This is a genomic window from Sorangium sp. So ce119, assembly GCF_051524405.1.
GTDB classification, from domain to species: Bacteria; Myxococcota_A; Polyangia; order Polyangiales; family Polyangiaceae; genus Sorangium; species Sorangium cellulosum_G.
Map to the genome: position 1 here is coordinate 6,287,328 of NZ_CP150310.1, position 12,246 is coordinate 6,299,573.

8 protein-coding genes are annotated in these 12,246 nt (G+C 78.3%); 2 read left to right on the forward strand and 6 right to left on the reverse strand.

All coding sequences use genetic code 11. The features are described from left to right. The first annotated feature begins 25 nt into the window (after window positions 1-25). Together WME76_RS23770 and WME76_RS23775 are read left to right on the forward strand one after the other, a co-directional pair. Window positions 26-292 (forward strand): hypothetical protein, encoded by a 267-nt coding sequence (locus tag WME76_RS23770; RefSeq protein ID WP_437954569.1) that lies wholly within the window; start codon window positions 26-28, stop codon window positions 290-292. Next, on the forward strand, window positions 285-1,325 hold the full coding sequence (locus WME76_RS23775) for a phosphatase domain-containing protein (RefSeq protein WP_437954570.1): 1,041 nt from the start codon (window positions 285-287) through the stop codon (window positions 1,323-1,325). Before WME76_RS23770 ends, WME76_RS23775 begins: the two co-directional genes overlap by 8 nt. Before the next feature lie 100 nt (window positions 1,326-1,425). Here WME76_RS23775 and WME76_RS23780 read toward each other — a convergent pair whose 3' ends face one another. From WME76_RS23780 to WME76_RS23805, 6 genes are all read right to left on the reverse strand, one after another. Continuing rightward, window positions 1,426-2,259: a glutathione S-transferase family protein gene (locus WME76_RS23780; RefSeq protein WP_437954571.1), complete on the reverse strand. Its 834-nt coding sequence runs from the start codon at window positions 2,257-2,259 to the stop codon at window positions 1,426-1,428. Between the two features lie 42 nt (window positions 2,260-2,301). Continuing rightward, a complete protein-coding gene (locus tag WME76_RS23785) occupies window positions 2,302-3,771 on the reverse strand; it encodes an alpha-amylase family glycosyl hydrolase (protein ID WP_437954572.1) in 1,470 nt (489 codons plus the stop codon). A gap of 233 nt (window positions 3,772-4,004) precedes the next feature. Further along, window positions 4,005-4,934 (reverse strand): MYXO-CTERM sorting domain-containing protein, encoded by a 930-nt coding sequence (locus tag WME76_RS23790; RefSeq protein ID WP_437954573.1) that lies wholly within the window; start codon window positions 4,932-4,934, stop codon window positions 4,005-4,007. A gap of 144 nt (window positions 4,935-5,078) precedes the next feature. After that, window positions 5,079-5,684 carry a hypothetical protein gene (locus WME76_RS23795; RefSeq protein WP_437954574.1) on the reverse strand — a complete coding sequence of 202 codons (606 nt, stop codon included), beginning with the start codon at window positions 5,682-5,684 and terminating at the stop codon, window positions 5,079-5,081. An 83-nt stretch (window positions 5,685-5,767) separates the two neighbouring features. Beyond that, the gene (locus WME76_RS23800) at window positions 5,768-9,004 is read right to left on the reverse strand and encodes a hypothetical protein (RefSeq protein ID WP_437954575.1); all 3,237 of its coding nucleotides are present in this window, start codon (window positions 9,002-9,004) and stop codon (window positions 5,768-5,770) included. Window positions 9,005-9,060: 56 nt separating this feature from the next. Beyond that, window positions 9,061-12,231, reverse strand: coding sequence for a hypothetical protein (locus tag WME76_RS23805; protein WP_437954576.1), 3,171 nt, complete (start codon window positions 12,229-12,231; stop codon window positions 9,061-9,063). Window positions 12,232-12,246: the final 15 nt, after the last annotated feature.

Genomic DNA, 12,246 nt, shown 5'->3' on the forward strand with positions numbered 1-12,246 from the left:
AGTGCCGTTAGAATGCCGACCCACCATGAGGAATGCTCTCGCGCCCAGGGCCACGACCTCCAGCGAGCCTCCGCCTCGCCGCCTCCGCCGCCCCGGCCGCCGCCTCGCTTGCCAGCGCACACGGCGAGGATCGCGGCCCGAGGGCCCGGAGCTGCTCTCGCTCGCGTCGCCCGGCGGCGACGCGGAGCGCCTCGATGCGTCGCGCCGCGGCGTCCAGGTCCGGCGCGGGCCGATGCCCGGCCGCGAGGCGCGCGCCGCGACCCTGTGCGCGCCGGGCGGCGGCCATGAGTGAGCTCGAGAATTTCTCCTACCTGATCCCCGGCGAGCTCGCCGGCATGGCGTACCCCCACGCGGCGCGGGCGCTCGAGGAGCTCGCGGAGCTCGGCTTCCGCAGCGTGGTGTCGCTGTCGCGGCGGGCGCCGCCGCCCGAGGCGCTGGGCTCGCTCGTCCACCTGCACTGCCCCCTCGCCGACTTCACGCGCATCCCGAGCCGGGACCTGCTGCGCGCCGTGGCGTTCCTCGACCGGGCGCCGCGGCCGATCGCCGTGCACGGAGAGGGCGGCGTGGGGCGCACCGGCGTGGTGCTCGCGTGCCGCCTGGTGTCGCTGGGCAGCTCGGCGGCCAACGCGGTCGCCGAGGTGCGGCGCGCGCGGCCCGGCTCGATCGACGATCCGGAGCTCGAGGCCTCGGTCGAGGAGTTCGAGATCTTCTACCGGAGCGATCACGACCAGGCGACGCCGGCGCCGTTCAACTTCGCGCCCGCGTCGGCGCTCGACCGCGTCGTGCACGGCGCGGAGCGCCCCGGCTTCGGGATGGCGATGTGGTCGGCGTCCGGGATCCGCTCGTCCATCGTCCCGCCGCCGATCTCCGCGGCGAACCCCGATCCGAGCGACGCGCCCGTGGAGGCGTGGCTCGGCTTCATGGCGCGGCAGGGGATCCGCGAGGTGCTCTGCCTGCTCGACGAGGGGGAGCTGGCGCTGCACCGGATCCCGCTCCTCGGCCGCTACCAGCGTGAGTTCCTCCGCGTGACGCACGTGCCGCTCGAGGGGGGCGCGGTCCCCTCGCCCGAGTCGCTGGAGCGCGCGCTCGCCGCGCTCCGGCGCGCGGAGGCCGTCGCCGCGCCCGTCGTGGTGCACTGCGCGTCCGGCGACGGCCGCGCGGGCGTCGTGCTGGCGGCGTGGCTGCGCGCGCGGCACGGCCTCGCCCCCGAGGCGGCGATCGCGGCGGTCCGGGAGCACGCGCGGTACTTCGGCGCGCGCCGCGATCCGCTCAAGGCGGGGCCGGCGGTGCGGGACCTGCTCGCGAGCGTGCCGGCGCGCGGGTGAGCGCGCGCCGGTGAAGGCGCGTGCCGGCGCGTCGGCGTGAACGCGCGCGCCGGCGCGTCGGCGTGAGCGCGCGCGTCGGCGCAGGCCGCGGCGGCGGGCGTCACGCGGCGGCGCGGAGGCCGGCCTGCTGCTGTCGATGGTCGCGGTACAGGCGGAGGACGAACGCGCCCGCGGGCTCGTCGCGGAGCGCCTCGGCGAGCGCGCGGAGGCCGGCCGGCAGCTCGCCGGGCGGCGGGAACGGCGTCGGGTGGTGCTCGGGCGTGAGCACCGGGGCGGCGAGCGCGGCGAAGGTGAGATCGGCGGCCGTGAACCGGTCGCCGACGAGGAACGGGCGGCCGTCGCGCAGGCGCTCGTTCACCGTGTCGAACACCGCGCGGAGCTTGCCCAGCGAGCGCTCGGCGCCGGCGGCGTCGATGCGCAGCGCGCGCCGGATGACCGCGCGCGCGACAGGGAAGTAGGCGCGGAAGGCGCCGCGCCCGAACCACCAGGGCAGCGTCGCGCCGGCGGCCGCGCGCGCGTGGATGGACCGGCCCATCACGACGAACGCGGCGTCCTCGTCGGGCAGGAGGTGGAAGTACACGACGCGGCGGGCCGCGGGGCCGAGGTCGCGATCGAAGCGCTCCTCGAGCGCCTCGACCTCGGCGCGGAGCGCGTCGGGCGCGCCGGGGAAGAGCGCGTGCTCCGACGGGACGAACGCGTCGGCGTAGCGGGCGATGTCGGTCGAGTCGGTGATCGCGCCCGCCCGCGAGACGAGCACCGGCACGGAGCGGTGCCCGCCGGCGCGGAGCGCCGGGAGCGCGTGGGCGAGCGGGAGATACGCGTCCTCGCGGTACGGCACGCCGGCGCGGTCGAGCGCCCACCGCGCCTTCTCGCAGTAGTGGCTGAACGGGATGGTGACGAGGCGGAAGGGCGCGGCCGCCCTGGGATCAGACATGACGACCTCCGGGGCGCGGCCGGACCGGGCGCGCCGCGCGCCTCAGCGCCGGATCTCGAACAGATGGATGCCGTAGGCGGGGAGCTCGACGCCGAGGCCGCGCGACAGATCGACCAGCTCGTCGCCGTCGCGCGGGTGCTCGTTGCCGGTCATGAGATCGACCAGCAGGACCTTGCGGCCGGCGATGCCGGCGATGTCGAGCGGGATGCGGCACCCGCCGCGCGACGGGGCGAAGTTGACCACGGCCACGAGCGGCGCCGCGCTCCGGGGCGCGCCGCAGGCCGGGAGCGGCTCCCACCGGTAGGCGACGAACGCGTCGGCGCCAGGGCCCCGAGGGGTGAGCGTGGCGAAGCTGCCGGTGCGCAGGATGGGGCGGCGCACGGCCGAGAGCAGCCGCTCATGGAAGGCGAGGCAGGCCTGATCGACCGGCTCCTCGGGGGCGCGCGCGAGGTGCAGCGAGGCGCGCACCGTCCGGCCCTCGAGCTGGCCGTGGTGGATGAACCGCATGCCGGGCACCGTCGCCGCGATGAACTCCGCGGCCCGGCGCCGGTCAGGCGGGAGCACGGCCGCGATGCGCGGCTCGTCGTGGTGCTCGATGAACCGGACGCTCCGCCGCTGGTAGTCGGGCGTCGCCGCGAGGTGGCCGCGGACCGAGGACGCGGAGGCGTGGCTCAGCCGATCGTAAAGGCTCTTGTCGAACGTGTAGTCGAACCCGAGCATCTGCAGGCGCCACTCGAGGTCCCAGAACGCCTCGGCGATGAAGACGAAGCTCGGGTGGTCGCGGCGGACGGCGTCGATGGCCTCGGCCCAGAACTCGCCGGTGGCCTCGGCCTTCCGCTCTGCCGGCGGCCGCTTCGACCACGTGCGCCGGAAGACGTCGTCGAGCACCAGCATCGCCATGTCGCAGCGGACGCCGTCGCAGCGCGACGCGACGCTGCGGAGCGCCTCGATGGAGAGGGCGCGCGTCGACGCGAGGCGGTAGTCGAGCTGGGCGGTGTCGGGCCACGGCGGGATGTAGGGGTCGCGCCCGCTGAGCGGGGCGCCGTCGTCGCCGGCGATGAAGCACTCCGGCTTCTCCTTCACCCAGTGGTGATCGCGCGCGACGTGGTTCGGGACGAAGTCGAGGAGGAGCCCGATGCCGCGCGAGGCGAGCCGCCGGCGCAGATCCGCGAGCGCGGCGTCGCCGCCGAACGCGGGGCTCACCTCGTACCGCGCGACAGCGAACGGGGAGCCGACGACATCGGCCTCGGTCCAGTCCGGCAGCACGCGGTCGTACTCGGCGCGCAGGTCCGGGTTCGTGAGCGCGAAGCGCGGGCCCTCCTGGCCGAGCGTCCAGACGCCCATCAGGTACACGTAGTCGACGCCGAGCGCGGCGAGCCGGTCGAGCGCCGCGTCGGGCACGCTGGCGAGCGTCACCCTCGCCTTGGCGGCGCGCGAGAGCTCGTGGAGCCAGACACGCGCGAAGATCGCGTACAGCAGGGGGTGCTGGTGGGCGGGGACTAGGGAGCTCATCGATTGGATTGGGGACGGCGGGCCCGCGAGGAAGTCGTGGGCAGGCGGCGTCGCGGGGATTGTCGGCGCGCTCGGGTGGTCCCTGCAAGGGCGATCGCGAGGCGCGCGCGCCATCGAAGCGAGGCCCGCGCAACGTCCAGCACAGAGGGCGCCGCGCCGCAGGCCAGTCCGCCCAGGCTGCTGGCGCGGGCGAGGACGATCGGCGCGCACGCGGCGCGAGGCGCGGCGCGCGGCTAGCCGCGGCGAGCGCGGCGCCTTCGGGCGAACGCGGCCGCGGCGCCCAGGGCGACGAGCGGCAGCGCGAGGGGCGTCGCGGCCTCGTCGGGCGCGAGCCGGCAGCCGCAGCCGCCCTGCTTCGGCTCCACCGGGGGCGGCGCCTCGTCGGGCGGGACGTCGCCGGAGGGCGCGTCGGCCTCGGCGGCGTCGGACGCAGGCTCGCTCGCCGTCTCCTCCTCCTTGGCGGGCTCATCGCTCTTCTCGGCGTCGGCCTTCTCCGCCGAGGTGTCCTTCTTCTTCTTCTCGCCGGTGAAGACGATCGCGCGGCGATCCATGACCTCGTTCTCGCCCTGGAGGGTGATCTTCTGCTTCTGCCCCATCTGCACGCCGTCGCTCGCGCGCTTGATCACGAGATCGTACTCGCCGGCCTCGAAGCCGCGATCGCGCCGGAGGAAGAAGTCGAACTTCGTGATCGAGAAGACCTTGCCGCTGCCGTCGGAGAAGCCGACATCCATGCTCTCGTTGATCGACTGCTGGTTCTGCAGCGGGATCTTGTTCAGGATCGGCTTGTCGGGCGACTGGTCGGTGAGCGCGCGCTCGTAGTGCATCGTCCGCGTGAACGAGAACAGCATCGGGATGTGCCCGAGGTGCGGCGTCCCTCCGTAGTTGATCGTCATCTTGAGCTTCCAGCGGCCGCCGTCCTCCTTGGGGGAGCGATCGGCGATGGTGACGGTGCCGGCCGCGTGCGCCGCGGTCGCGGGCAGCCATGCCCCGAGCAGGGCGAGCGCGGCGGCGACGACGCGCGCGAGCAGGAGCCGGCGGCCGCCGTCGAGGCGGCGCGCCGCGCCGGGGCCGGCGTGGGCGGGACGAGCGTGAGATCGCGCGGCGCGCTGACGCCGCGCGCCGAGCTGGGACAGGGGACCGGTTCGAGGTCGGGCGGTTCGCATGCGGAGCACGCTACCAGGGATTTCGTGGAAACGAGGCACGTACGCGCGCGCCGGCGGCGCGCCGGAGGGCGCGGGACGGCGGCGCGGAGGCGGGGTGCTGGGCGGCGGCGCTGGCGGCGCGCCGGGGCCCCGCGGCGGGGAGGCTCAGTCGGGGAACCAGAGCAGCGCGTCGGAGGTGGGCTTGTAACAGGCCTGGCGGCCAGCCTCCTCGTTGTCCGTGCAGCTCGCGTTCTCGAAGCAGTCGATGATCTCGTAGCGGCCGGCGGCGTTGTAGATCGTGGTGAACATCGCGCGCTGGGCCGACTCGAGCTTGCTGAACCCCGCCTTGCAGGTCTCGACGGAGATGCGCTCGCAGCGGACCATGCGCGCGCAGCGGGAATCGATGACGGGCTTCGCCGCCGGATCGTCCGGGTTGATGTTGACGGCCACCTCGTCGTTGCACTCCAGGATGATCTGGCTCCGGTCCGGCGAGCTCTCGGTGGCGGCCTCCATGCGGCGCGAGAAGCAGCTCGTCATCGCGCGGAGGTAGGTGGGCGAGGAGGTCGGGTAGGCGGCCTTGCACGCGTTCATGTGCTCCCAGTTGGCGCCGGCGCGCTGGAGCCTGGCGAGGGCGGCGCACCACTCGGCCTGGGCAGCGATCACGCTGTCGCGGTCAGGGAAGTTGGTGGGCCGCTCGGAGCACGCGAACAGCAGGCCGAGCATCGACGCGGCCGCCGCGATCGGCAGGGCCAAGGATCGAAGGGCGGGCATGGGGGCGACCCTAGCACGAGACCCCCGCCGGCGCGGAGTTCCCGGGGATGCGCCGGGGTCAGGGCCGGCCAGGATGCGCCGGGTCAGGGCCGGCCCGGCACGATCTCGCAGCGGAGCCGCGCGCCCGCGCCGCGGAGCGCGGCGCCCCCGCCGGGGCCGAAGACCGCGACGAGATCCGGCGAGCCCCTCGTCGAAGCGCGCACCTCGATCGCCTCGACGCAGAGCGCGCCGCGGTCGCCGGCGAGCAGCGCCACCGCGGGAACGCCCTCGTCGAACAGCGGGGCCCCGCTCCTCGAGGCCACCCGCAGCGCGGCGGGCAGCTCGGCGACGAACCGGTGCGACGGCCGCGCGCCGCCGCAGTCGCCGGCGCCGATCTCGCGGAGGGACGCGAGGGAGCCGAGCGGCTCGAGCGGGCCGACCTGACCGCGGGCGACGTCGAGGGGCCCGGCGAACACGTCCCCGGAGGCCAAGGCGTAGCCGACGAGGGCGAAGCCGGGCGCGTCGAGCCGACGGCCGAGGGTGAGCCGGACGCCCGCCACGTCGGGGACCGGGGCGAACCCGGCGATCGTGAGCGTGGCCTGCGGCGTGGCGAGGAGGAGGCTCCGCTTCGCGGCGTCGAAGGCGAGCAGGTCGCCTCCCGGCAGCTCGGCCGCGGCGGCGATCGTGCCAGCGTGGTCGAACGGCAGCAGCGCCGGCCGCGCGGCGCCCGCCCGCGCGCGGGCGGGCGCCGCGCCGTTGCTGTTGCGGAAGAGCAGCAGCAGATCCACGGGCGCCTGCGCGCCGGGCGCGAGCAGCACGGGGACGGCATCGCCGGACGCCGCGGCGAGCGAGCCGGCGCGGAGCGACAGGCGGCGCGGGGCGGCGGCCGCGAACGGCGGGATCACGCTCGCGGTGAAGACGCCGTCGCGGAGCGCGCCCAGCGGCGAGGACGGGGCGGTCCACAACGAGACGACCGGGGGCGCGGCGCCGGGGGGCCGGGGCGCCGCGGGACCGCCGGGCGCCGCGGGCGCGCGCCGGGGCACCGGGAGCGACGATGGGGACGGGAGAGACGCGGCGTCGTCGTCGAGGCGGCAGGAGACGAGCGGCGGAGATGCGGCGCGGAGCGCGGGGCCGGCGGCCGGGGCGTAGGGCGGCGGCGCGCCGCGCGGCGGCGGCGGAGGGCCGCCCCAGCCGAGGCGGACGAGGCCGTTGTCGCCCATGGCGCAGCCGATCGGCGAGCAGGCGAAGGGGGTGCCCTCGTCGAACGGCGGCTCGATCTGGCGCGCCGGCGGGCCCTGGACGGGGCGCCACGACCGGCCGCCGTCGGTCGACTCGAAGAAGGCCGGCGGCTCGTCGGCGGTGGCGGCGAGCGCGAACCGCCCGCCGACGACGACGTGCGCGACGGCGGCCGGGAGGGGAAAGACCGTGACGCCGCCGCGGGCGTCGATGCGCAGGCCGGCGATGCGGCCGCCGAGGCGGCGCGAGAGCAGGCGCGGGGGGAGCGCCGGCGCCTCCGCGTCGGGCAGCGCGTCGCCGGCGGGCGGGGCGGCGTCGGCCGGCGAGGCGGCGTCGGCCAGGTGGAGCCAGCCGCGCACGGCGCCGTCGTCGTCCTCCCAGAAATCGGCGTCGACGAGGCGCGGCGACGCGGCGGCATCGGCGGGCGCGGGGAAGACGCCGCCCGCGAGCGCCGGGTCGCGCTCGCGCACGCGGATCACGCGGACGCCCTCGGGAGCTCCTGCAGGGACGCGGTCGCGCACGCGCGCTCCGGGAGGCCGCGCCGGCGGCGCCCCGCCCTGTGCATCGCGCGACAGCGCCGCTGGCCCGCGCGGCACCTCCAGCACGAGCGCGGTGACGGTCCCGCGCTCGCCGGGGATCCAGCGGTAGAGGCCGCGGGCGTCCTCGCCCTCGACGCGCCGCTCGACCCAGCGGCCGCCGCCGGCGCGCACGCACACGCGCGCGACGTGGTCCTCCGCGGGCTCGCCGCGCGCCGCGCCGGAGCGGGACGAACCTGGCAGCGGCAGCGGCGCGGAAGGCCAGGGCCACCGCTCGCCTCGCGGCACGTCGTCGTCCGGGAGCTCCGGAAAGTCGTGCAGCCCCGGCGGCGCGCTGCCGCACCGGCCGGCGAAGGCGAGGCGGCCGCGGTCGTCGCCGAGGAACGCGCCCCGCGAGGTCGCGAGCGGATCGGGGTCGCGGTCGCGGGGCGGAAACGTCGCCTCCAGCCGCGGCGCGGAGAGCGCCGCCTCGAAGCGCAGCACGTGGGCGGCCTCGTGCGCGCACGCGAGCAGGACGTCCTCGCCCGCCCGGAACGGCTGGCAGCGCGCGTAGCGCGGGTCGAGGCCCGCGATCTCCGCCCCGGCGATCGGCCGGGCGGTCGCCGCGGCGAGGACGGAGAGGCCGCCGTCGCGCGCGACGAGCAGCCTGCCGCCGGGGAGGAGCGCGCCGGTCGCCGCGGCCAGCGCGACGACGTCCGGGGCGAGCGCGCGGCTCGACGGGGCGTCGCGCAGCGGGTCCGTCGCCGGCGGGAGGTGGAGCGCGGGGCTCGACCGGGGGCGCGGGGGCGCCGGCGCCGCGGGCGCGAGGCCCGCGGCCGTCAGGTGGAGCGCGGGGACGCCCGCCGGTCCGAGGAGCGCGACAGCGGCGCCGCGCTCCTCGAGGAGCGTCGTGGCGAGCCCGCGCTCCTCGAGGACGTCGGTCCAGGTGGCGCCCCCGTCGAGCGTGACCGAGGCGCGGCCGAGCAGGTCGAGGCGCGCGGCGCGGCGGGCGTCGACGGCCGCGGCGTCGACGATGCCCGCGGCGCCGAAGCGGCGAAGGGAGAGCGTGGCCGGGTCGATTTCGACGAGCCCGCGGTCGGTGCGCAGGAGGATCGCGCCGAGGTACGGCCGCGCGCCGCCGGGCGCGCCGATGTCGGCTATGGGCGCGAGATCACCGAGGAATTCGTCGGCGCGGTAGGTGCGCGCCTCGGACCACAGGACGAACCCTCCCCCGAGGCGCGCCGGGATCGACCGGAACCCGCGGAGCAGCTCGGACGCGGGCGCGGCGGCGAGCACGACGCCGCCGTCGAGGCGCACGCGGATCCCCTCGTAGAGCGCCGGCTCCGGGGGGGGCGAGGGAGCGCCGTCGCCGGGATCGGCGGCGTCGAAGAGGGCGCCGGTGCCCTCGGTGAGGACGTAGCGCGCCGGAGCGAGCGGCGGCGGGTCGGCGGGCGCGGCGGCGGGGGGCGGGGCGGGCCGCGGCGCGCGCTCCGGCGCGGCGCTGCACGCGGCGGCGAGGGCGAGCGCGAGGAGGGCGGCCGGGCGGGAGGACATCGCGGCGGCGGCGGCGCGCCCTCCGGATGAGCTCACGCTGCGCATGGGGGACGGTCGAAAAGTACACCGCCGCGCGCCCCCGGTGAACCGCCTCAGCGCACGACCGCCTTGCACCGCACCGGCTGCCGCGCCTCCTGGCCCTGCAGGACGAGCACGAGCGTGCCTCCACCGGCCCCCTGCGGCGGGTCGCTCCGCGCCAGCGCGGCGCTCGGCCCGCCGGCGGCAGCCCGCGCGCGCGCTCCGGGGGGCGCCGCGGGCGGCGGCCCCGCGAAGCGCACAACGACCTTCTTCACGGTGCCGGTGACCTCGTAATAACCGGGCTCGATCTCGTGGCGCTCGTCCCGCACGTTGAGCTCCACGGCGTCGAGGCACGCGCGGTCGCGCGACCACCGGATCACCGCGACGCCCCCCGTCGCGGCCTCGGTGACCCCCGGCAGCGCGCCGGGCACGAGGCCGATCTCCGCGTCGAACGGCAGGACCACCCGCGCCTCCCCGCGGCGGGGCGCGCACGACGGCGCGCTGCCCGCGGCGAGCTCGCCGAGCGGCGCGAGCGCTTCCTCCGGGCCCAGGGTGCCGAGCTCCGGATCCACCGGCGAGAGCACCGCGCCGCCGGACCCGGAGACCGCCACGACGACGGCCGCGCCGTCGCGCGCCCCCGCGCCGAACGCGAAGCGCGCCTGCTGCGCGCTGGCCGACGACGCGCGCGCGGCGCGCTGCACGTGGAGCTCCCGGATCGCGGGCGCGCCGCCCCCGCGCGGCGCGCCCGCCGGCGACGCGCGCCGCGCCCCCCCGCGAAAGTCGACCGCGCTCACCGCGAGGCCGTCGTGCCGGGGGCTCACGAACACCGCGCGGTCGCCCAGGTCGACGCCGACGGAGCGATACGGAACGCAGCCGCCGATCGGCCGCGTCACGAGCGCGGCGTCCAGCACGCCGGCGAGGCACGCCTCCCGCGCGCCGGCCGCGACCGGGGACACGCGCCCGTCGCGATCGATCAGGAGCCCGACCGACGCCTCGTACGGGCGGAACTCGAGCTGCGCCAGGCTGGCGCTCGTGAGCGGCACGGCGGCGCGGCGGATCTCCGCGCGCAGGTCGAGCGGGGCGATCCAGGCGAGCTCCGCGTCGGCGAAGGGCGCCGGCAGCGCGCCGCCGACCGACGGCAGCGTCAGCACCCCGAGGGCGCCGAGCCGCAGCGGGCTCGCGCCGCGCAGGGGCGGCGCGGCGACGGCGCCGAACCCGCGCGACTCCGGGACGCGCGCGGCGGCGAGCGGCCCCGCGAAGCTGCAGTCGAGGCGCACGACCGGCTCCAGCCGCGCCGGCCGCGCCGGCCCGTCGCGATCGCGCGGCGCGCGGCCGGGGGCGGGCTCCGCCGCGGGCGCGTCGGCCGGGGACGCCGCGCCGGCGCGCAGGACCGACGCCCACCCGATCCGGAGGAACGGACCGACGCGGCAGCCCACCGCGGAGCACCTCTCGACGTGCGCGGCCGCGCCGCCCGGCGGCGACGCGACGGGCGCCCACCGCGCCCCGCTGTCGATCGTCTCGAAGAGGCGGCCGTCCTCCGTCTCGACGAGGGCGAAGGGCCCGGACGCCTCGAGCGCGGCCACGCGCGCCGGGAGCGGGCGGCGGCGCACCCGGCCGGCCGCGTCGATGGCGACCGGCGCGAGGCGCGCCGCGTGGTCCTGCACCGGGAGCCAGCCCTCGACGGTGTCGTCCGCGAGCACGGCGAGCGCGCGGGAGAGCAGCGCCGGCCGCTCGCCGTACCGGGGCCCCTGGGGCAAGGAGAGCGGGGGCTCGCCCCGCGCGAGCCGCACGACGCGCAGCGCGCCGCGCACCTCGACGCGCTCGGCGTCCCGCAGGAACGCGCCGTTGCGCGCGACGAGGGCGACCGCGCCCCCGCCCCGGCGCGGGATCCAGGCGAGCACGTCGGTCGCGTCCGCGGGGTCGAGGCGGTGCTCGACCCAGGCGCCCGGCCCGCGGCGCACGCAGAACACCGCGCCCGGCTGCGTCGAGCCGCCGGCGAGCGCCGCGCGCGAGATCGCCCGGAGGTCGATCCGCGGCCGCGGCAGCCCCTCGCACGGCCCGACGTAGCCGAGCGACTCGCCGTCGACGCCCACGAAGCGATCGGCCTCCGGCTCCGCCCCGGGCCGCAGCTCGAACGCGCGCTCGATCCGGAGCGCGCGCGGCGCGCGGGCGTCGCCGGAGATGTCCACCACGCTCGCGCGATCCGGGCCGGCGCAGACGGCGAGCAGCGCGTCGCTCGCGCGGAACGGCGCGCACGCGCCGCTGCCAGGCGGCAACGGCGCGCCGGACGAGGCGCGCCCGGTCGCGAGGTCGACGCGGCCGACGAGGCCCTCCGCGGCGACCGCGGCGCCGCCGTCGGCGAGCGGCAGGCCGGCGTCGACGGCGGCCGCGAGCAGCGCGAAGGGCGCGCGGTCGGGCCACGCGCCCTCGACGTCGGCCGGGGGCTGCGCGCGCGGCGCGCGGAGCTCGCCGACACGGCCGCCCGCGTCGACGGCGCGCTCGAGGCCGTCGGCCAGCGAGGCGACGATCTCCTCGCCGCGGACGTCGACCGAGACCGCGTCGCCGAGCGCCGCGGTGACGTCGCGGTACGAGGCCCCCGCGTCGAGCGTGAGGAGCGCGCGCCCGAAGACGGTGAGGCCGAGCGCGCGGCGCTCGCTGGCCGCCGCGGCCGCGACGAGGGACGGGAGGCCGAGCGGCCGCAGCGCGCCGCGCGCGCCGTCGACGGCGAAGGCCCCGGCGGACGTGATCAGGCCGATGCCGTCGAGCCACGGGAACACGCCGGCCACGTCGCCGGGCAGGGGGGCGAGCGCGCGGAGCTCCCCCGAGAAGCTGGCCGCCGTGTAGATCTCCTTGCTGCTCCAGAACGCGTAGCGCGGCCCGGGCGGCGCGCTGGCCTGAGCCCAGGCGGGGAACGCAGCGCCGCCGGCGAGCTCCGGGCTGTCGGCGCCGAGAGGCACGATCCGCGCGACGCCGTGCAGCTCGGCGCGCCGGCCGTTGACGACCGCCCGGTCGACCTCCTGGCCGCGCTCGACCACGCGCTCGACGAGGCCCGGCGCCGGCTGCGCGACGTACCGGGCAGGGCCGAGCGCGACGGGCGGGGCGGCGGCGAGCGCGCGCCGGGGCGGATCGGGCGCGCCGGGCCGCGCCGGCGTCGGCTCGGCCGCCCCGCAGGCCGCGAGCGCCGGCGCGGCGAGGAGGGCGAGCGGGCCGAGCGCGCGGCAGAGCGATCGCGAGGGGGCGCTCAACGCCGGTGCTTCTCG

What these genes read in the sequence shown, in the direction of transcription:
- WME76_RS23795 (WP_437954574.1), bottom strand. Translation starts at nt 5,684, where the DNA reads ATGCCCGCCCTTCGATCCTTGGCCCTGCCGATCGCGGCGGCCGCGTCG.
- WME76_RS23770 (WP_437954569.1), top strand. Translation starts at nt 26, where the DNA reads ATGAGGAATGCTCTCGCGCCCAGGGCCACGACCTCCAGCGAGCCTCCG.
- WME76_RS23785 (WP_437954572.1), bottom strand. Translation starts at nt 3,771, where the DNA reads ATGAGCTCCCTAGTCCCCGCCCACCAGCACCCCCTGCTGTACGCGATC.
- WME76_RS23790 (WP_437954573.1), bottom strand. Translation starts at nt 4,934, where the DNA reads ATGCGAACCGCCCGACCTCGAACCGGTCCCCTGTCCCAGCTCGGCGCG.
- WME76_RS23775 (WP_437954570.1), top strand. Translation starts at nt 285, where the DNA reads ATGAGTGAGCTCGAGAATTTCTCCTACCTGATCCCCGGCGAGCTCGCC.
- WME76_RS23780 (WP_437954571.1), bottom strand. Translation starts at nt 2,259, where the DNA reads ATGTCTGATCCCAGGGCGGCCGCGCCCTTCCGCCTCGTCACCATCCCG.